Consider the following 22,203-nt stretch of genomic DNA (forward strand, 5'->3'; position numbering starts at 1 on the left):
CTCACCTTGGAACGTTCATTAATCAACCAAATCTGACCAATCTCATGATCAAATATTTTAATTTTTATACTGAGTTTCTATTCAGATCAATTCAGTTATGATCGGGCTACTAAATTTTAACCAGATAGTTATTAGTGTTAATTAAACAATTATAATTATTAAAATATTATCAAACAAGCTTAAATTGAAAAAACTATAGCCAAGAAGTAAAACATCTATCTGTTTAAGTGTATATATTACACTATTAAATACCTCGTTCGTGATAGCTTTTGAGTAATTTCATTTTTCTACGGCAGCCTGAGAAAAGAGAGAGCCCCGGGATCATATGGCCCGGAGCTCTCTCTTTTTTAATATGGCCGCGGGTACCGAACGACAATTTGCCCGCCGGGGATCTTGGCATCAATACTTCAATACCATATACCCCGTTTTTCTCAACGTTTCCGTCCCCTTCTTGTATTCAATGGAGTAAAAGTAAGTACCCGGCTGCTGCAGGGTGCTTTTGCTGTTGCGCCCGTCGAACGCTTTGCTTTCATTGTCGTAGCCTTTAGCCTCATAAATAACGTCACCGTTACGGTTCATGATACGGACGGTATTCTCCGGGTAAGCGTTGATACCCGCTATGGTAAAACGGTCGTTAATACCGTCGCCGTTTGGCGATACGGCTTGTTTAACGGTTAACGCTTCCGGTGCGTCCGGCGATGGCTCTGGTTTCTGCAGCACATCTATCGTGTTTTTGTTTACGGCTGCTATTCCCGGCGGCGGTGTTTTATTGATGGTGATGGTGAATGCCAGTTTGGTTACCCCGTCCTCTGCCGTGATCTCTATCGGGATCGCCGTTGCGGCACCTGTGAGCGTAACTGGCGCCGATTCAGTAAACTGTGCGGTAGTGGTACCGTTTATCTTGATGGTTGCGGGATCCTTGGTCCTCAGGGTAATTTTTACGCTGCTAACCGTACTGCTTACTGTGGATACCCAGTTGTTTGTTGTGCCCACCCGCGTTATTGGGCCGGCGTTTACGGCGATGTAATTTAGCGCGGTATTGTTAGAACCTGCTTTGTTAACTGTAATGCTAATGTTGCGTTTGGTTGTACCGTCTTCTGCCGTTATTTCTACCGGGAACATTGTTGCAGCCCCCGTTAAAGTTACCGGTGCTGATGCCGTGTTTTGTGCCGTATTTACGCCGTTTACCTTGATGGTTGCAGGGGATTTGGTGCCAATTTTTATGGTAACGCTGCTTACAGATGCCGTGTAGTTATCCGTTGTACCTACCTGGGTTAGCGTGCCGGCACTGATAGACATGTTGCTCAGCCAGGTACTGTTGGAGCCTGTACGGTTTATGGTAATGGTGAAAGGTTGTTTGGTTACGCCATCTTCTGCCGTTATTTCTACCGGGATAGCCGTTGCGGTTCCAGTTAATGTCACCGGTGCCGAAGCCGCGTTCTGGGCCGTTGTTACGCCGTTTATCTTGATAGTTCCAGGGTCTTTCGTCGCCAGGGTGATCTGTACACTGTTTACACTGCTGCTTGCCAAAGAAACCCAGTTAAGTGATGTACCTACCTTTGTTACCGGCCCTGTGCTTACTGCGATAAACTTCAACCCGGTACCATTTGATGGGGGTGCCCTGTGGATAGTGATATTAAACGGCAGTTTGGTTACACCATCTTCTGCAGTTATTTCTATCGGGATAACCGTTGTTGACCCCGTAAGCGTAACCGGTGCCGACGCGGTAAGCTGCGCGGTTGTAACACCGTTTACCTTTATCGTAGCCGGATCTTTTGTACCGAGGGTGACCTTAACACTGGTTACGGCGAAGGGCACGGATGATTCCCAGTTAGCTGTAGCGTCTACCCGGGTGATTGGGCCGGTGTTAACAGCGATATAGTTTAGTGCGGTGTTGTTCGATCCGGCTTTTTTTACCGTGATACTGATGTTGCGCTTGGTAATACCATCCTGTGCTGTTATTTCAACCAGGAAAGTAGTTGTAGCACCCGTTAAAGTTATAGGCGCGGAAACTGCGCTTTGCGCAGTAATAATGCCGTTGATCTTGATAGTTGCAGGGTCCGTAGTGCTTACCTTCAGGGTAACGCTGCTTACGCTGGTGCTTACCGATGCAGTGTAATTATCCGTTGTACCTACCCGCATAAGCGTGCCTGCACTGATAAGCATTCCACCTAACCCGGTATTGCTTGATGGGGGTGGTCTGTGGATAATGATGTTAAACGAGAGTTTGGTTACGCCATCTTCTGCCGTTATCTCTACCGGTATAGTAGTTGTTACGCCAGTAAGCGTAACCGGTGCCGATGCCGTAAGCTGCGCGGTTACAATACCGTTGATCTTTATCGTAGCCGGGTCTTTAGTGCCCAGGGTTACCTTAACGCTGGTTACACTAAACAGCACGGTTGATTCCCAGTCGTTTACATTTACTTTGGTGATCGGGCCAGTGTTAACAGCAATATAGTTCATCGCTGTGCTGTTGGAGCCGGCCCTATTTACCGTGATGCTGATAATACGTTTATTTATACCGTCTGCCCCCAATATTTCTACCGGGAACGTGGTAGATGTGCCGGTTAAAGTTATCGGCGCGGAATTGGTATTCTGCGCGGTTATGTTGCCATTCACCTTGATGGTTGCAGGGTCCCTGGTACCTATTTTCATGGTAACGCTGCTTACGCTGTTGCTTACCGATACAGTGTAGTTATCTGTTGTGCCCACCTGGGTGAGCGTGCCCGAACTGATAAACATACCGCTTAGCAATAATAATGGAAGTCGTTTTATCTTTACTGTATAGGTTTTTGTTACGCCGGCTGCCGAAACTTGTATCGTGTGGCCGTCTTCACCTACACTTACGGTTACGGGCTGCGATGGTACGCCGCTGGTTGCTGCCGCTCCATCTATTTTCATTGTTGCGCCGACATAATGTGGTGTAAGCGTAAATCTCACGCTGGTTGTTGGGTACTGCACAGTCACTTTATAATTAAGGCTATCCTTGTTAAAAGCAGGGGTTAATGTACCATCACTTATAACCAAATTATCGAGGCGCAGATCCGGTACGCGGCTTACCGTAATAGTGTAGGTTCTCTCATCCCCGCCTACTTTTCCGTTCACTGCTACTGTAATCGTATTAATACCAATTTGTAGTGGTATGGCTGCCGACGGGCTGCCGTTGGCAACGGTAACCCCATTAACCCAAACAGAAGCCGCGGCAGATGTTAGGACGGGCAAAACTGTTAACGAAGAAACGTTTTCAGCTACAGTGGCACTGTATTCTAATCTTGACGGAGTAAAAACCGGGCTTAAAGTGCCTGCACTTAAGGTTAAATTGCTCAGTACCTCCGAACGTACACGGGTTACCGTTATGGTGTAAGGTTTGCCAAAGCCAGCTTCAGAGGAGCTTATTATAGTAATGGTGTTTTCGCCAATTTGTAAGGATATGGCTTGCGACGCACTGCCGCTGGCCACTATTACTCCATTAACCCTAATTTGTCCCCCCGCAGTTCTTAGGGTTGGTACAACGGTAAACAAAAAAACGCTGCTGGGGACAACTACATCGTAGTTGTCGATATCGGTGTTAAATCCCGGCGATAAGGTGCCCTGGCTGACAGTTAAGTTTGAAAGGTTTGCATCTGTAGATTTCGCTTGGGTGACGTTTACAATATAGTTTTGTATATATCCGGACGCATCGGTTGCCTGTATATTTATAGTATTTAGTCCTCTTTGAAGGGTTATTGCTTGTGAGGCTGCACCGCTTGTAACCGCCACGCCATTTACCGTTATTGTTGTGCCTGCATCCGCAATTGTTGGGGTAACTTTAAACGTTGCGACTGTACTTGCCACATTTACGCTATAGGCAAAAATATTCCTGTTAAACCCGGGGCTTAATGTACCTGCGCTTAAAGCTAAGCTGCTCAGCAACCCTGGTTTGGCGCGGGTTACAATTATGGTGTATGAAAATATAGTTACGCCGTCTCCTGCAGTTACTTTTATTGTAATAGTATTAGGGCCAACTGATAATGGTATAGCCGGTGCCGCATTGCCTGAGCTGACGGATGCCCCATTGACCTTAACCGTTGCCGATGCACTATTTAGGGTTGGCGTAATTGTTATTTGAGAAATGTTATTGGGGAAAGATGCGGTGTAGTTAAAGTTATCTGGCGAAAATCCGGTTGTTAAATGACCCTCTAATATAAATAGGCCACGTAAGTACGCATCATTATCTATAGTAATGGCATTAGCGGTAACATTTGGGGCATTTGCGTCAAAATTACCGGTGGGGTCTGCTGAACCCGTATTCCGGTTATGAGTTGCCGTAAACTCACCTAATGTTAACGATGCCGAATGACCGGTATTGGCAAAGGCATACAATGATACCTTCAAAATAAGTACAGCCAGAAGTAATAGTTTTTTCATCTGATGAGTTTTAAATTATTTCAGCGCAAAAAGAATATTTTTAATTATTGAGTTTGTAATATCCGGTATCGGTATAACAGGTAAACTTAAAACAGGCAAGCACCAGGCATTATAACTCCTGTGAGTGGGGGCTGACAAGAAACAATATCGAAACACAAAATATTTGCTTATAAATTTAAAAAAAAGATAAGGCATGGTTTAACTGATAATATTATTACTTGTAAAAATACTGTTACAAGCAGTTTCATTATACAATTAGCAATTCATAATACAAATAAACAACTAAGCAACAATAAATTAGCTATCAAAATTCTATTTATTTTATGGTAAAAATTTTTCATCCTTTATAAAGAGAAATATTTCTTTTAAATAAGTAAGTATTTAACCCAACTTAAACCAATCGATCCCGGCGTGGTTTTTATTCAACAAAAAAGCCGCCCTACTTTCGTAAGGCGGCTTGGGTTTATGGAAAATTAGGGTGCTTTATTTTCCGGTCTTAGATTTAGCTATAGCGTTGGGTGGGCGTATCATAGTCGCAGGTATGTTTACCGCCGGACCACAATAACATACGGGACCCTACCCGCTCAAGCCGGGGAATTTGCCATGAGGTTAGGGATTTTTTCGATCGCTGTTAAATGAATCCCTGAATATTTTCCAGCCGGTTTTTGTCAATTTCCATAGTTTCAGATACTTGCCATCGTCCAGCAGTTTGCCCCCTTTATCAAAAACCTGCCAGTTTCCTTCTTCGGTTACATACTCCCTGCCATCGCCATAAATATTACTCGTTTTAAACCTTACGCCTTTAACTTTCCCCGCAGAAAAGGTGTCTTCAAAATCCTTTTTGAGCGCTTTTTCCCCGGTTATAGGTGGCATATTTGGCGCCAATAAGCTGGCGTCATCCGTATACATATCAACAATAGCCGCGTCACTTTTTGCGAACAGGTTGAAATAAAGCGCATTGTTTTTTTCGATCACTTTTCTAATCTGGAGCACAACGGCAGTATTGGACGTTTGAGCAAGGCAGCTGCTATGCCCTAAAAACAGGCGTAAACACAGCGCTGCAGTTACTAAGAATTTTTGTTTCATGATGTTTTAATTGAATGAATAATTAAAACAAAACTACTTCCCCAGAAAAAGTTGAAATTGTAAAAAACGGAACAGTTTAATTATGCAGCGTGGCATAAAGATCGGTAGAGCTTTCCGGAGAGAACCACGAGGGTGCCGAGCCGGTAAAGAATTTAAAATCCTTTATAAAATGCGACTGATCAAAATAGCCGCACTCGTATGCGATGGTGGTGAGCGACAACTCCGTACCTGCAACAAGGGAAAGACTTTTTTGAAACCGGGCTATTTTAGTAAACAGATTGGGACTGAGGCCGGAATAGTTCAAAAATATGGTTTGAAGGTAGCGGGATGAAATTCCGTAGCGGGACGCAACTGCGTTAATATTTTCGAGACTCAATTCGTTGCCCCAGTGACGCTGCTTCCAGTAATTTTAAATGCAGTGTGGCCACTTCCTTCCCTCCTATGTCTTTAAGATCAATAACCTGGTTGTTAAATTCCTCTACCCGCTCATTAAAAAAACAGGCTGCTGTGTGGGTAAAAAACCGAATGCCAAGCATGGCATGTTTGCCAAAAGAAGTAAAAGCTAAGGGGTGGATGGTTTGCCCCCACAATTGAATATCGGGTTGTGTAACCCTGTCGCCATTCTTTATTTGCTGTGGCCCATCACTGCCCAGGTTGAACATGATCTCGATGGAACCGGTGGCATAAACTTTATCATTAGTGAAGACAGCGGTATCCGTTTCACACACAAAATAACATTGTACGTAATCCTTCAAAATACCGCCCGGATGAAATTCTGTATACCGCATCGATTATTATTATCCCCACCTATTTAGCATAAAACTACACATTTTAAATAGATGGGATCTTCCTGCCACAAAATGAAATAGGCTGCAATGATGCCATAGATTAGCATGGCTGAGCATCATTTGTACGCCCCTAAACAGACGTAACGTAATTATTCACCGATAACTATTTTGATGTTTAATTTTAAAATGTAATTTTTTGATTACATTAGGTTCCGTATTTGCACCATAATCATTATAAATGAGGGGCTTCAGTTTAAACAGGCATCAGGATCTGACATTTGAAGACGTTTTTGAGCGCTATAAACAGCAAGTTTATAACCAGGTGTATGCTATTGCCAAATCTGATTATGCAGCGGAAGAATTAACCCAGGAAATTTTTATTAAGCTGTGGCTGAACAAAGAGGCTCTGCAGGATGTAAATAACCTTGGCGGTTACATTTATACCATGGCGCGTAATTATTCCCTAAATTATTTGCGCAAAGCTGCCAGCGACACCCGCCTGGTAAACGAACTGATGCGCGTTGCGGTCACCAACCATAATAATACCGAGGCCAGTATGGCCGTATCTGACTGCAGGCAGCTGATATCAGAGGCTGTGGATCACCTCTCGCCTCAAAGGCAGCTGGTTTATAAACTGAGTAAAGAGGACGGATTGAATTATGATGAGATCGCCGCCCTGCTTAACCTATCCAAACATACCGTGAAGAATCATTTATTAGCCGCCCTGGCTTTCATCAATAATTTCCTTACAAAAAATGGCGTAAATCCAACATTTATAGCCATAACTACTGCTATTTATTTAAATAAGCGGTAATCGTTCAGGCAAAAACCTTTTTTAGTGTAAAAATTACACTAAGTATGGTCAATTTTAATAGCATTTTGGAATTATCATTAAAAACGACCATTAAAACCACCCCATTTTACATGCATTTATAGCATAACTACTATTTTTTAATAATTTTTTAACTTTTTCTTTACTTCCATTAGTCTGTTTCTTGTTTTGCTGTGTCTTTAGGTTATTAAAGCACAATTAATGAACGATTCGCAACGGAAGGAATACCTTTTAAATAAGTACATTAATAATGAATGTACGCAGGATGAGTTTAACGAATTTTTAGAGCAGGTAAAGGCCTCTTCAGATTTTGAAGATTTTGATGGCCCCATGCAACAGCATTGGCACGATGCCCTGGCTAAAGTCCCGGCTCATCAACCCAATTGGGATGGTATGCGCAACAATATCTCGTTGAGGTTGTGGGCGCTTAAAAAAAGGAAGCAATATATCAGATCGGCGGCACTCCTTGCGGTTATCATTAGCGTTACGGCATTCTTTTTTTACTATAAAACATCGGTTACCGGCACTTCGGTAAATTATGTAACAGCGTATTCGGCCCCGGCAACAACCAAAGTGGTTTTATTGCCCGATGGTACAAAGATCACCCTCAACTCAAACAGTACGCTGCGGTACCCGGAAAAACTTGATGGTGAAACCCGCGAGGTTTATTTAAAGGGAGAAGCTTATTTTGAAGTAGTACATAACGTAAGCAAGCCTTTTGTTATCCATTCGGGTAAATTAAAAACCAATGTATTGGGTACAACTTTTACCGTTAGTGCTTATTCGGCTGCCCAGGCAATGAATGTAACAGTACTTACAGGCAAAGTAGCTGTTAAGGACGAGCAAACCCAGGCACTTGCTATACTCACCCGCGGGCAATGGGCTACCGCCAAACCGGGCAACAAAACGTTTGTGCTTGGCACGCTGGCTACCCCGGAGGATGCCATTGCCTGGATAGATAATAAACTAATTTTTGAGGATGTAGATCTGCAGGATGTTATTGTGAAGCTAAGCAATAAATACAACGTGCAGATAAACATAACCAGTAACAAACTGGCTCATGAACGCATTACGGGCATTTTCGAATCGCAAAGCCTGCCGGGTATTTTAGAGGCTTTAACAAAGCTTACCCATTCCAAATACACTGTAAAGCACAATACTTATACAATTCAACACTAAATAAACTAATTAATTAAAACTAAACTAAGCGCCTATAGAACAGAAAAAAGACATAAATAAAAAAGGTTGAATGTGTTCCAGCACATCCAACCTCCAGGGCACAGAGCCCCAAATTCATAGTTTCCCATTAAGGGTATTTCGTCACTACAAATTTTGATCAAATATATGACAAATAAATCATTGTCCTTTTACTTGCTACGTAAAGCACTCACACGGATAATAATTATAAGCACCGTTTTTACGATGTGCCTTGCCCGCGTACAGGCAAAAAATAATTCCGCGCAAGACCTCAACACCCGCATTTCGCTTAAAGTTGTGAATATGCCGGTAAAAGATGTACTCAAACAGATAAATAAAGAAACCAAGGTCAGTTTTGTTTTCAGTAACTCAATTGTTACAGACCAGGAAGTAAGTATTAATGTAAAAAACGAACAATTAAGCCTGGTGTTAAAAAAGATCCTGAACCCTTTTGGTATGGATTACACCGTATCCGGCAATGTTATCCTTATCGACAAAAAAACGGCTATAGCCGGAACCGCGACCAGGATCCCCCCTGTTAACGTAAGCGGTAAGGTTGTTGATAATTCGGGAGCTCCTTTACCGGGGGTAACCGTTAAAATAAAAGGAACCAATAGTGGTACGGTAACAAACGCCGATGGCCGTTACTCGCTGGTAGTGCCTGATGAAAATACGGTGATCGTGTTTTCGTACCTGGGTTTTATTAGCCAGGAAATTACCGTAGGCGGCAGGCAAACTATTGATGTGCAACTTGCAGAGAACCGCAACAACCTTAACGAGGTAGTGGTAACTGCTTTGGGTATATCGCGCCAGAAAAAAGCTTTGGCTTACTCGGTAACCGAGGTTAAGGGCGAAGATTTTACCCAGGCAAGAGAGAATAACCTGGCTAACGCGCTTACCGGTAAGGTTGCGGGTGTAAATGCAACGGGCCTTTCAACCGGCCCCGGCGGTTCCAGCCGGGTACTGATACGTGGTAACGGTTCGTTATCGGGCGGCAACCAGCCACTATATGTGGTTAATGGTATGCCTATTGATAACTCGGTACCGGGAGGCAGCGCAACAACCAATGCAGGCGGTGGAAACGTTGACCGTGGTGACGGTATCGCAGGCATTAACCCGGATGATATCGAATCTATCAGCGTGCTAAAGGGTGGCACAGCGGCAGCATTATACGGTGCCAGGGCGGCCAACGGCGTTATCCTCATCACCACCAAAAAAGGCCGCGCGCAAAAAGGCATTGGTGTTGAATATAACACAACCTACACCGCCGAAACACCCGCTGTTTTTCCTGAATGGCAGTACGAGTACGGCCAGGGCGATGGTGGTATAAAACCCATGACACAGGCCGCGGCAATAACAACCGGCAGGCGTTCGTTCGGTGCCAAAATAGATGGCTCTACCTACGTAGCTGCCGATGGTTTGGAGCACCCCTACTCCGCCCAGCGCGATAACATCAAAAACTTTTACCGCACAGGCTCTACGTTTACCAATACCGTTGCATTTACAGGCGGCACCGAGGCCTTAACCTATCGTTTCTCGGTGGCAGATCTTAACAGCAAAAGCGTTTTGCCAAACAGCAATTACGACCGCAAAACCGGCAACTTAAACGTTAGCGGCAAACTGAGCAAAAAACTGAGCTTTGAGGCCCTTGCGCAATACAATATAGAGCAGGCTAAGAACAGGCCAAGCGCCGGCGATGCATTGGGCAACCCAAACTGGACGCCGTACATGGTAGCCAACACAACCGATATCAGATGGCTTAACCCGGGCTATGACGCCAATGGCACCGAAATAGCGTGGAACGATGCCCCTATTGCATCAAACAGCTACTTTGTGGTAAACAAATACCAGGAGCGCGATACCAAGAACCGGTTTATTGGCCAGGCAGGCGTTACGTACGAGCTCATCAAAAACTTGTCGCTAAAAGGCGTTGTAAGCCGCGATTTCTACTACTACAACTATAGCTACGTATTGCCAACAGGCACCTTATACGTACCAAACGGCCAGTACAGCGAGCTAAAAGTTGATGCATCAGAAACCAATGGTTTATTAACCTTAAACTACAATGGCAGGGTAAAGGATTTTGGCATCTCGGCCTTTGTTGGTGGCAACCAGCAGCGCTCGGTTTACAACCAGTCGAATACTGTCGGCAGTAACTACATCATCCCATACTTTTATAGCCCCACAAACTTATCGACAATTTCTACCACTCCTACCAATAACAAAACTGCCATCAACTCTTTAATGGGTTCGGCCGATATCAGTTATAAAAACTTTGCTTACTTAACGGTAACCGGCCGCCAGGATTGGTTCTCCACGTTAAGCCCGCAAAATAACACCATTTTTTACCCGTCGGTAGGTGGTAGCTTTGTAATATCCGAAGCGTTTAAACTACCGGAGGTGATCAATTACTTAAAAGCACGGGCATCGTGGGCACAGGTAGGTGGCGGCGCGCCGGATCCGTACCAGATAAACCAGGCGTTTATTATGCTGCCAAGTTCGGGCCAGCCATTGCAAACGGTATCAAGCACAACTATTACTAATCAAAACCTGCGCCCCTACACCTCTACCACTATTGAGGCAGGTATCGAGGCTCGTTTCCTAAATAGCCGGATAGGTATCGATATCACCGTGTACGATCGTAAAACAACCGACGATATCGTATCAACCGCCATTACCGGCACCACAGGTTATAACAACGTACTGCTAAACGTTGGCGAACTGAGCAATAAAGGTATTGAAGGTTTGATCAACGGTACACCTATAAAATCTAAAGATTTTACCTGGAGCGCCAGCTACAACGTTGCCTACAACAAAAACGAAGTTGTTAAGCTTGCTGCGGGGTTAAACCAAATTCAGATGGCATCATCGGTAAACGGATGGGGTTATATCAACAATATTGTTGGTCAGCCCTACGGTTCTATCGTTGGTACGCGTATGATGAAGGATGCCAGTGGCAATGTAGTGTTTAACGCAACTACCGGTTTACCGGTTGCAACAGGCCTGCAAACCCTGGGTAAAGGTGTTGCCCCGTTAACCATGGGCCTTTCTAACGATTTCAGGTATAAAAGATTCAGTTTGAATATCTTGTTAGATGGCAAGTTTGGTAACAAGGTATTATCCTTAATGGAGATCTACGGCACACGCCTTGGTTTAATGAAAACCACCTTACCGGGCCGCGATGGCGGTTTGGCTATCAGCGGGGTAGATCAAAGCGGCGCAGCGTATTCAAGAACTGTGCCTGTGGCCAACCTTCGCACTTATTACGATAACTACAAATCATACTCAGAGCTCTTTCTGCATGATGGCAGCTTCGTGAAACTTCGCCAGGTAATATTAAGCTATAGCATCCCGGTAAGTGGCCTTAAAGCATTAAGCCTGCAAAGTGCAAGCATATCGCTTGTGGCGCGCAACCTGCTTACTATTTATAAGCGAACAGACAACTTCGACCCGGAATCGAGCTTTACCAACGGTTCCAGCCAGGGTTTTGAATCGTTTGGCTTGCCGAGGACCAGAAGCTTTGGTTTGAATTTAATGGTTAAGTTTTAATAAGATCACGTTAATGGCAGTATCATTTAAAAGACAATTGACATGAAAAAAAATCTCCTAAAATATTTAACAATTTGTATTGCCGCCTGTATGGGCCTGCAGGCTTGCGATAAGAATTTTGAAACACTTAACACAAATCCAAACGCATCGGCAACCCCTACTCCCGCTTTCGCATTCACCAAAGCGCAATTGGATGGAGCGGGCGACGTACTTCAACTATTGCACGGCACTATGCAATACACCACCAGCTATAATGATGTGGCAGGTTTTGGCGCCAAGTATATACTTGCCCAAAGCGGGCAATCGTGGCCGGTATTTAACAACGCTTACCCGCGCGAGATCAACGAAGTACAGCAGGTAATTGGCCAGGTAAGCGGTAATGCCGACCAGGTGAACCTTCTATCTACCGCTCGTATCTGGCGTGTATATTGCTTTAGCCGCATTACCGATCTGTATGGCGATGTGCCTTATTCTGAAGCAGGCAAAGGCTATACCGAGGCTATTTACAAGCCAAAGTATGATGAGCAAAAGAACATTTATGCCGACATGCTGAAGGAACTTGATGAAGCCGCTACGGCACTTACTGCAGGCAAAACCACCTTTGGCGCCGCCGACCTGATCTATAGCGGCGATGTGCCAAAATGGAAAAAGTTCTCGTATTCGCTGATGCTTCGTTTGGCCATGCGTATGACCAAGGTGGATGCTGCTGCGGCCGAAACATGGGCCAAGAAAGCTATTGCCGGCGGTGTGATCTTAAACGACGCCGATGTTGCTAAAGTGAACGGTTACGTACTTGCAGGTCAGGATATCAACAAAAACCCGCTTGCGCTAAACTGGCTCAACTCAGACTATGTGAAGGCAGATGGTAGCAGCAACCAGGAAGGCGGTAAGTACCAGGATGTGTTTATCGATTACCTTAAAACCAATAAGGATCCGCGTTTAGGCGTATTGTCTGTAGCGTGGATTGGCGGTAAAGCCGATACCTCATTTGCGGTACAAAAAGGTATGTCGGCAAAATTGGGTACCAAGCCTGCTGATTTTGGCACTTACTCTGAACCGAACCCTGCCACCATTTTACAACTGAACAGCCCATACCTGTTGCTTACCAATGCCGAAACCAACTTCCTGCTGGCCGAAGCCGCCCTGCGTGGCTGGTACAGCGGCACAAGTGCAAGCACTTCTTACGAGAACGGCATCAGCGCATCTATGCGGCAATGGGCACAGTTTGGTACCGGCGGTGCCATAAGCACCAACCAAATTCAAACCTACATTAAATACCATACGCTGAATACCGCGGGTACGGTTGCCGCGCAGATGGAGCAGATCCACACCCAGTTTTGGGTGGGTGTGTTCCCAAATGCAACAGAGGTTTTTGCAAACTACAGGCGCACAGGTTTCCCTGCGCTTGTGCCAAACACCTATGTAGGTAATGCTACAGGTGGCAAGATCTTCAGAAGGTTTTTATACCCGGCCACCGAGCAAAACTTAAACGGTGAAAACTACCAGGCGGTAATTGCACGCCAGGGAGCCGATGAGTTCCTCACCCGGATGTGGTGGGATCGCCCGTAAAGCGAAATTTTTACTAATTAAATAGCCTGCCGGAATATGGCCGGCAGGCTATTTATTAATGCTTCGCCAATAACCTGAGTAAACCGTAATAACCATAAATAAATAGCAAAATGGAAAGAAGATCTATCGTTAAAAAAATGCTGGCATCAGTTGCCGGTATCTCTGTTTTTGGCTTGGCAAAAGCCAATATGGTACAGGCAGAAGAAAAAGAGGTGAACAACGTTACCGAATACCAGGATGTGCCTTTATTTTCGGGCTCAACCAAATTGGGCAACATGGTATTTGTTGCCGGTAAAGGAGCGCACGAGGCGCCGTTTGAAATAAAATCACATACCGATGTTGTGCTGAAAGAACTGGAAAAAGAACTCATCAAAGCCGGCTCATCTATGGAGAAGGTTTTAAAAGTGAACGTGTATTTGAATGACATTGCCGACTACAAGGGCATGAACGAGGTTTACAAGGGCCGTTTCGGTAAAAACCCTCCTGTACGCACTACCGTGGCAGTTGCAAAAGGCGGCGTCCCCGGCGATTCGCTCGTAGAGATGGATTGCATCGCCTACATCTAAGTTTAATACTCCCTATTAACAACAAAAATGAAACGCAGAAACCTTATAAAAAGCCTGTCCATCCTCCCCTTTACCGGGGCATTGGCTGCAAGGGCTTCGTCTATACATAAAACAATTACGCCGGCATTAACAGCCGCCCCAAAGCGCGACCTGTTTAAGGAGCTTGGCGTTACCCCGGTTATCAATGCATCGGTTACCATGACCTTCCTGTCGGGCTCGCTGATGCTGCCCGAGGTATTGGAGGCCATCAACTCCACCTCGCACGATTTTGCCAATATGTACGAGCTGCAGGATAAAGTAGGCGGCAAAATTGCCGAAATGCTGCATGTGGAAGCCGCTATGGTAACATCTGGTGCTGCATGTGCAATGGTATTGGGTACAGCCGCTTGCATTACCGGCACCGATGCTGAAAAAATAAAAATGCTGCCCAATCACCCCGGCCCAAGGCCCGAGGTGATCATGCAGAAAACGCACAGATATTTGTTCGACCAGGCCGTGAGCACCACCGGGGCTAAAATTATAGAGGTTGAGGATGCCGATGAAATGGCAAAAGCCATCAACAGCAATACCGTTATGGCCTTGTTTTTTAATGCTGCCGATAAAAGCAGCATCACCCACGAGGATTTCCTGAAGGTTGCCAAAGCCAAAAACATCCCTACGTTTTTAGATGCTGCCGCCGATGTGCCGCCGGTAGAGAATCTTTTCAAGTTCCAGAAGATGGGCTTCGACCTGGTTACGTTTTCGGGGGGTAAAATGATGCGCGGCCCGCAAAGCGCAGGCCTGCTATTTGGTCGTAAAGACCTGATAACCGCTGCCCGTTTAAACCACAGCCCGCACGAGGCGCCGATAGGCCGACCTATGAAGGTAAACAAGGAAGAAATGTTTGGCATGTACGCTGCGCTTAAATCATACCTCGACAGAGATCATAAAAAAGAATGGGCAGATTGGTTGCTACGTGCCAAAACTATCGGCACTAAGCTGGAGGCATTGCCAACCGTTAAAACCGAGACCGTAATTGACCCGGGGCCGGCAAATAACTTCCCGAGCCTGTTTGTAAGATGGGACCCAAATAAGATCCGCACGAAACCTAAGGATGTATTGGTGGCGCTAAAAAATGGCACACCGAGTATTGTGGCCAACGATAAAGGTGATGCGCTGATTGTAGGCGTAGTACTTTTGCGGGAAGACCAGATAGCCGTTGTTGGCAACCGGGTGAAAGAGATCTTACAGCAAGCTTTAACCGCTTAAGCCTATGCTAAAACCACTGGGATAATCATTTATTTTCTTGCTTTTGCTGGCAGGGCCTTTACATACAAAGGCTTAACGGGAGATGCTATTTTAAAATTTTTGACTGATGTTGATGAAGAATATACTTATTTTAATGCTTGGCATGGCCTTCTTATGTGGCCGGGCCGATGCGCAATCGTACAGCATAATTATAAAAGGGGGCCACGTTATCGACCCTAAAAACAATATCGATGCCGTGATGGATGTTGCCATTGCTGATGGTAAAATTGCACAGGTATCAAAAAATATCGATACCCAACTGGCCAAACAGGTTATCGATGCCAAAGGGCTATACGTTACACCGGGGCTGATAGATATCCACTCCCATAACTTTTTTGGCACCCAGCCCGATCACCAGTACGAGAATGGCAACCTGGCCCTGCCGCCTGATGGCTTTACGTTCCGTAACGGCGTTACTACGGTGGTAGATGCGGGCAGTTCGGGCTGGCGTACCTTCCCTACCTTTAAGGCGCAAACTATTGATGAATCGCAAACAAGGGTGCTGGCTTTTATTAACATTGTTGGCGAAGGTATGCGGGGCGGCTACGAGCAGGACATGAATGATATGGATCCTAAAATGGCAGCAATGGTGGCCCGCAGATATAAAAAATACGTGGTTGGCTTTAAGCTGGCCCATTACGAAGGTCACGAATGGGCACCTATAGACCGCGCTGTGGAGGCCGGCAAGTTAGCCGGCGGCCTGCCCGTAATGGTCGATTTTGGTGGCAGTAATCCTCCCCTTTCGCTGGAAGAATTGTTTACCAAACATATGAAGCCGGGTGATATATTTACGCATTGTTTTGGGCAGCTAAGGAGTCGCGAATATATTGTTGATCTGCAAACGCAAAAGGTAAAACCCTTTGTTTGGGAAGCGCGCAAGCGCGGGATCTTTTTTGATGTGGGTTATGGCGGTATCAGCTTTGCTTACTCGCAGGGCATCCCGGCCATTAAGGAAGGATTCTTTCCAAATTCGATAAGTACCGATATCCATACCGGCAGCATGAATAATGCGATGAAGGATATGCTGACCACCATGTCGAAGTTTTTGGCGATGGGGATGGATCTGAAAAGCGTGATACAGGCATCAACATCAAACCCCGCTATGGAGATAAAACGCGAGGAACTGGGTAACTTAAGCGTGGGTGCCGAGGCAGATGTAGCCATATTGAACATAAGAGAAGGAAAATTCGGCTTTTTTGATTACACCGGCTTTAAGGTTGAAGCAAATAAAAAACTGGAATGCGAACTAACCATGCGCGCCGGTAAAATAGTTTACGACCTAAACGGTATTGGCATCAACCCGGCAGTGTTATCAAAAAGCAGCGAATAAGTGAAGAAGAATTAAACGCAGGCGAGGAGGTTTTTTAGCGAGCGCGCAAAGTCGGTGCGGTTCTCCTCTTGAGAGAGTAATAGCCCGGACCGAACAGGCGGATAATTCATAAGACGTTCCGCTGGAACGTAAAAAGGTTTTTCCGCACTTTCTACCCATAAAACATCCCGAAGGGATGAAGAAAGCAAAATCGTTCCGGAGGAACGTCTTATGGGTAGAAAAAAAGCGACAATTTTCACGTTCCAGCGGAACGTTTTATGAAATCTGCTTTTTGATGGGCTATCGCGCTCGAGAGGGGAAATGAATAAAATACATACCAATTATAAACCAAATTAAACAAAAATATGAAGCTAAAAATGGCTGCAATGGGCTTGCTGCTACCCGCAATTTTACTTGCGGGCAAAGTAATGGCACAAACCATATCAAAGGAGGAGTTAATATTCTACACATCAGAATGGAAAGGCGAACGTTTTAAAGACGGGCGCCCAAAGATTCCCGATGCGTTGTTGGAACGGGCCAAAAATGTGGGTATTGAAGAAGCCTGGACGGTTTTAAAGAATGAAGGCTACAATAACCAGTTTGAGGGCAACTGGAAAACGGTTAACGATAAGCCTGTTATCGGCAGGGCTGTTACCGCCATGTTTATGCCATCGCGCCCGGATGTGGAGAAGAACATTAAGGAGTGTGGCAGCAAGCAGGGCCGTAAAGGCAATACCAACGCCTGGCCCATCGATGTACTTACTAACGGTGATGTGTATGTTGCAGATGGCTTCGGCAAAATAAAAGCCGGTACGCTCATCGGCGATAACCTGGGCAATTCCATCTTCAATAAATCGGGCAATGGAGTGATCTTTAACGGAGCGGCGCGCGACCTTGCCGGGCTTGCCAAAATAGAGGGCTTTAATGCATTTGTGCGCGATTTCGACCCATCTTATCTTGAGGACATGGTTTTGATGGGGCTTAACACGCCTATCCGTATAGGCAATGCTATCGTTTTGCCGGGTGATCTGGTGATCTCAGAAAAGGAAGGTGTATTGTTCATTCCCGCGCACCTGGCAGAAAAAGTGATCTCCACCGCAGAATTTATTGGGCTGCGCGACAAGTTTGGCCAAGCCATGCTCAAAGCAGGCACCTACACCACCGGAGAAATTGACAGCCAATGGACACCCGCCATAAAAGATGCTTTTTTGAAATGGCTGGAACAACATCCCGGCGAAATGAAAATGACCCGCCAGCAACTGGATGAGTTTATGCAAAAACGCACCTGGTAAATATTGGCACCTCATCAAAAATATCTCACAAAAAAATGAACAATATCAATATTTACAAAGTAATAGCGGGGCTTGCAATTTTATGTTTGCTTATCGCCCTGGGCTTAATAACTACCGGCGGAATAGCAAATGCGGGTTTGTTGCTCATCGCCTCGTTTTTACTCTTCGCGGTGGCCTGCAGAGGGTTTACATTACTTAAAGGGTTTTCGTACACGCTGGTTATTTTCGCGGCAGTTACTATGGCTTTGTACTATCCGCAGTATTTTATCAGCGTAAACGGGGTAAAGCTATCCATACTCATTACCCCCCTTATCCAGTTGATCATGTTTGGCATGGGCACCTCTATGAGTGTTAAAGACTTCGCCGGGGTATTAAAGATGCCAAAAGGCGTTTTTATAGGCGTGTTCAGTCATTTTTTAATTATGCCGTCGCTTGGCTTTACACTGGCAAAGCTAAGCGGTTTCCCGCCGGAGATAGCGGCGGGTGTCATCCTCATCGGCTGCTCGCCAAATGGCATGGCATCCAACGTGATATCGTACCTGGCTAAGGCAAACCTGGCTTTATCTATTACCATTACTGCGGTATCTACCATGCTTGCACCTTTTTTTACGCCCCTGCTGATGAAGCTGCTCGGTGGCGCCTTTATTAAAATAGACGTGCTGAACATGATGTGGGATATCTTTAAAATGGTGATCATCCCCATTGGTGCGGGTATATTGTTTAATAAATATCTGCTCAAAAAAGCGAAATGGCTGGAAGTTGTGATGCCGATAGTATCCATGGTGGGTATTGCATTGATCATCGTGGTGATTACCGCTGCCGGCAGGACAAGCCTTTTAAATATCGGTTTCATGCTGGTACTGGTGGTGCTAACACATAACCTTTTAGGCTATACATTAGGATATTGGTCTGGCCGCCTGTTTAAAATGGACGAGCGCGATTGCCGCACCATGGCTATCGAGGTAGGCATGCAAAATGGCGGCCTTGCATCGGGCCTGGCAAAGGAGATGGGCAAAATGGCAACAGTAGGGCTGGCGCCCGCAGTATTTGGTCCGCTGATGAATATCACAGGGTCTTTACTGGCAACCTACTGGCACCGTAAGCCTTTAACAAAGCAGGAGGATGAGCCGCAACCCGCTTAAATAATGAGGCATATTGGGTCAATGTATGTTTGTAGCCACACCCTTCATCTTAAGTGTAAAATCTTGACTAAATTACGGCTCAATTATTTGCCTAATGAACGGGTTCGCCTGTTTTATATAAATGTCACGGTTGTTTTGTAATGAAAAAGTGTATCCTGCTGCTCGTGATTCTCTATGTCGCTTTTTTATACCCTTGTATTGCCCAAAATACGCTTGGTACGCCCGTAATTAAAAACTATACCCACGAACAATACAACGCCGGCAACGAGACCTGGCATATGGCGCAGGACAAGAACGGGTTGCTCTACTTCGCCAACGATGACGGACTGTTAATCTTTGATGGCAGTTATTGGAAAACCTACCCCATGCCCAATAAAAGCGCCATAAAATCGGTAGCTATTGATAGCAAGGGGCGCATATTGGTTGGCGGTCTCGACGAAATTGGTTATTTCTTCCCGAATGATATGGGCGTGCTTAAATACCACTCGCTAACCCATCTATTGCCGAAGAGGGCGAAGCAATTTGCCGATGTATGGGACATTGTTATTTATAAGGATGAAGTGTTTTTCCGCACCATCGAGTGCATTTTCGAACTAAAGAATAACACCATCCGCACATTTGATGCCCCCGGTGGCTGGATGATACTAACAAGCGCAGGCCACAACCTGTTCGCGTACGATAAAGATGAGGGCTTGCTAATTTTTAAAAATGGTAGCTGGCAACCCGCTACAGATAAACCCTTGCCCAACCGAAGGGTGACCGGCGCAGTCGATTTTGGCGGGGATAGCGTTTTGCTTGCTACCCGCAGCAATGGTTTAATGCTTTTAAACGGCAAAAAAATTACGGCTGTCGCCTCGTCCATTAATGCTGCTTTACGTACCGACCTGGTAAACTTTATACAAAACATTGGCAACAACCGCTATGCCATAGGCACCGCGGCCAAAGGTATTTTTATAATAGACAAAAATCTAAAGCTGATAGATCATTTCTCGAACAACCAGGGCCTGCAAAACAATAATGTGCACCGCGTATTGGTAGATAACAACCGCAACTTGTGGCTGGGGCTGGAGAACGGCATCGATTTTATTATCTATAATACTGCGGTTAAACAAATCGTCCCCAACCGCGAAAATCAGCTTAAAAGCAACGCGGTAGCGGTTTTCAGAGACAAGCTCTATATAGGTACCTCCAACGGACTTTACGCGGCCCCGCTTAATCAGTTGCAAACGGATATAAGTAAAGATGTAGCCACTTTTACAGAAGTAGAAAAAACCAAGGGCCATGTTTGGAGCCTTGCCGAAATTAACGGCCGCTTACTTGCGGGCCACCAGGATGGGGTTTTGGAGATAACCGGCAATAAAGCCACGCCCATTACCGCCGGCCCCGGCGCCTGGATGCTTAAACAAATGCCCAATTCAAACCATATTATAGCAGGCACTTACACGGGCTTTCAGCTGCTAAAAGGCGGGGATGCCACTTTTAGCTTTGAGGGTAAAATAAATGGCATTTACGAATCATTAGGAAACTTAGCTATTGATGGTAGCGGCACATTATGGGCCAGCCACCCGTTTCGCGGGCTTTACAGGGTAAAGCTATCTGCGGATAACAAAAAGGTGCCCGGCTACACCCATTATACCAACAAAAATGGGCTGCCTTCTTCCCTCAATAACCATGTTTATTTTATCAGGGACCAGGTAATAGCCGCCACCACCCAAGGTGTTTATGAATATAATGCTGCTGCCGATAAATTCATTATCTCTCCATTTTATCAAAAGATCTTCGGCCAATCGCGCATTGATTTTTTAACTACGGATGGTGAAGGGAATATTTGGTTTAGCAATAGCCAACGGGCCGGTGTGGTAGATTTTGGTAAACGATCAGCATCCAAACCATACACCATCACCTATTTCCCGGAGCTGGCCGGGCAAACGGTAAAAGCGACCCAATACATCTACCCTTATAACCGCGAGAACGTATTTGTAGGATCGGAAAATGGCGTGTTCCACCTGAATTACCGGCAGTACGTATCGGCAGAAAACAAACTGAATGTGATACTTACTTCGGTAAAAACCATTGGAGATAAGGACAGCGTAATATTCGGTGGTTACTTTACCGATAAAGGTAAAATTGTTTCCTCGCAAAACGCTAAACAGGTAACATCATTGGCCAATAAATGGAATTCCTTTCATTTCGAATATTCATCAACCCTGTACGCTCAAAAAAGCAACGAAGAGTTCACTTACAAACTGGTGGGTTTTGATAACGAATGGTCTAAATGGTCAGGTAAAACGGAAAAGGATTACACCAACCTGCCCTACGGCAAATACACGTTCTCGGTAAAGGTGCGCAATAACCTTGGGGCGGCATCGGCACCGGTGAGTTATACCTTTATAGTTGAGCCTGCCTGGTATCAAACCGTTTGGGCGTACCTGTTATACGCCGTTTTTGCGGTTTACCTCGTATACATCGGTGTGAAATTTCAGCAAAAGAGATTAGCCCTGCAGCAGCAAAAACACCAGGAAGAACAAAAGCGGCTGAACTACCTGCACAGCCTGGAGCTGGACCGTAATGAGAAAGAGATCATCGCACTTCAAAACGATAAACTGGGAGCCGACCTCATCTACAAAAACAAAGAGCTGGCAACCCTAACCATGCAAATGGTAGACCGCGGCAAGCTCTTGCTGAATATTAAAGATGAGCTGATGGTGCTTATTAAAAAACAAAACATCCCCGATGCATCGTACCAGTTCAGGAGTGTTTTCCGCCTGCTTGGCGACAGCGAAAAAAGCGGCGACTGGGACAATTTCGCCCTGTATTTTGACGAGGTGCACAATAACTTTTTAACCATCCTGAAAGCAAAGTTCCCCGCGCTGTCGTCAACAGATCTTAAGCTATGCGCTTACCTGCGCCTAAACCTCTCATCAAAAGAAATAGCGCAACTGCTTAATATCTCCTTAAAAGGCGTAGAGATCAGCCGTTACCGGGTGCGCAAAAAGCTACAGATCACTACCGAAACTAACCTGTACGATTTCCTGATGGAGGTTGCCCGGTAAATAAACCCTCTTTTGTTCGCGTTCGTGGTGTAGCGCGAACAGCCCGAACAAGCCCGAACAATGTTTAAACACGCATTTCCGGACCATAAAAAGGCAGTGTTTTTTTTAACAGTTTCCCCTCAAACT

Annotated in this window: 14 protein-coding genes; 10 read left to right on the forward strand and 4 right to left on the reverse strand. The window is 45.5% G+C overall.

The annotated features are described in order from the left end of the window. Positions 1–399 precede the first annotated feature (399 nt). From IDJ77_RS02730 to IDJ77_RS02745, 4 genes are all read right to left on the reverse strand, one after another. Positions 400–4,407: a cadherin-like beta sandwich domain-containing protein gene (locus IDJ77_RS02730; protein ID WP_191187380.1), complete on the reverse strand. Its 4,008-nt coding sequence runs from the start codon at positions 4,405–4,407 to the stop codon at positions 400–402. A gap of 609 nt (positions 4,408–5,016) precedes the next feature. Next, the gene (locus IDJ77_RS02735) at positions 5,017–5,493 is read right to left on the reverse strand and encodes a YybH family protein (protein WP_191187381.1); all 477 of its coding nucleotides are present in this window, start codon (positions 5,491–5,493) and stop codon (positions 5,017–5,019) included. 76 nt (positions 5,494–5,569) lie between these two features. After that, positions 5,570–5,869, reverse strand: coding sequence for a helix-turn-helix domain-containing protein (locus IDJ77_RS02740; RefSeq protein WP_191187382.1), 300 nt, complete (start codon positions 5,867–5,869; stop codon positions 5,570–5,572). After that, entirely contained in the window at positions 5,850–6,281 is a 432-nt protein-coding gene (locus IDJ77_RS02745; protein WP_191187383.1) for a DUF6597 domain-containing transcriptional factor, read from the reverse strand. Before IDJ77_RS02745 ends, IDJ77_RS02740 begins: the two co-directional genes overlap by 20 nt. A gap of 238 nt (positions 6,282–6,519) precedes the next feature. On the opposite strand from IDJ77_RS02745, the gene IDJ77_RS02750 reads away from it, so the two are divergent. The 10 genes from IDJ77_RS02750 to IDJ77_RS02795 all read left to right on the forward strand — a co-directional run bounded on the left by IDJ77_RS02750 (position 6,520) and on the right by IDJ77_RS02795 (position 22,077). After that, the gene (locus IDJ77_RS02750; protein ID WP_191187384.1) at positions 6,520–7,095 is read left to right on the forward strand and encodes an RNA polymerase sigma factor; all 576 of its coding nucleotides are present in this window, start codon (positions 6,520–6,522) and stop codon (positions 7,093–7,095) included. A 219-nt stretch (positions 7,096–7,314) separates the two neighbouring features. Then, the gene (locus IDJ77_RS02755; RefSeq protein WP_191187385.1) at positions 7,315–8,292 is read left to right on the forward strand and encodes a FecR family protein; all 978 of its coding nucleotides are present in this window, start codon (positions 7,315–7,317) and stop codon (positions 8,290–8,292) included. 165 nt (positions 8,293–8,457) lie between these two features. After that, positions 8,458–11,859: a SusC/RagA family TonB-linked outer membrane protein gene (locus IDJ77_RS02760; protein WP_191187386.1), complete on the forward strand. Its 3,402-nt coding sequence runs from the start codon at positions 8,458–8,460 to the stop codon at positions 11,857–11,859. A gap of 42 nt (positions 11,860–11,901) precedes the next feature. Beyond that, complete coding sequence (locus IDJ77_RS02765) at positions 11,902–13,428, forward strand: SusD/RagB family nutrient-binding outer membrane lipoprotein (RefSeq protein WP_191187387.1); 1,527 nt, start codon at positions 11,902–11,904, stop codon at positions 13,426–13,428. A 110-nt stretch (positions 13,429–13,538) separates the two neighbouring features. Then, positions 13,539–13,994: a RidA family protein gene (locus IDJ77_RS02770; RefSeq protein WP_191187388.1), complete on the forward strand. Its 456-nt coding sequence runs from the start codon at positions 13,539–13,541 to the stop codon at positions 13,992–13,994. A 27-nt stretch (positions 13,995–14,021) separates the two neighbouring features. Then, positions 14,022–15,242: an aminotransferase class V-fold PLP-dependent enzyme gene (locus tag IDJ77_RS02775; RefSeq protein ID WP_191187389.1), complete on the forward strand. Its 1,221-nt coding sequence runs from the start codon at positions 14,022–14,024 to the stop codon at positions 15,240–15,242. Positions 15,243–15,354: 112 nt separating this feature from the next. Further along, a complete protein-coding gene (locus IDJ77_RS02780) occupies positions 15,355–16,611 on the forward strand; it encodes an amidohydrolase/deacetylase family metallohydrolase (RefSeq protein ID WP_191187390.1) in 1,257 nt (418 codons plus the stop codon). A 344-nt stretch (positions 16,612–16,955) separates the two neighbouring features. After that, positions 16,956–17,882 (forward strand): RraA family protein, encoded by a 927-nt coding sequence (locus IDJ77_RS02785; RefSeq protein ID WP_191187391.1) that lies wholly within the window; start codon positions 16,956–16,958, stop codon positions 17,880–17,882. 35 nt (positions 17,883–17,917) lie between these two features. Then, positions 17,918–19,024, forward strand: a complete 1,107-nt coding sequence (locus tag IDJ77_RS02790; protein ID WP_191187392.1) for a bile acid:sodium symporter family protein — start codon at positions 17,918–17,920, stop codon at positions 19,022–19,024. A gap of 140 nt (positions 19,025–19,164) precedes the next feature. Beyond that, positions 19,165–22,077, forward strand: coding sequence for a ligand-binding sensor domain-containing protein (locus IDJ77_RS02795; protein ID WP_191187393.1), 2,913 nt, complete (start codon positions 19,165–19,167; stop codon positions 22,075–22,077). Positions 22,078–22,203: the final 126 nt, after the last annotated feature.

Source organism: Mucilaginibacter pankratovii (genome assembly GCF_014773265.1).
Lineage (GTDB): Bacteria > Bacteroidota > Bacteroidia > Sphingobacteriales > Sphingobacteriaceae > Mucilaginibacter > Mucilaginibacter pankratovii.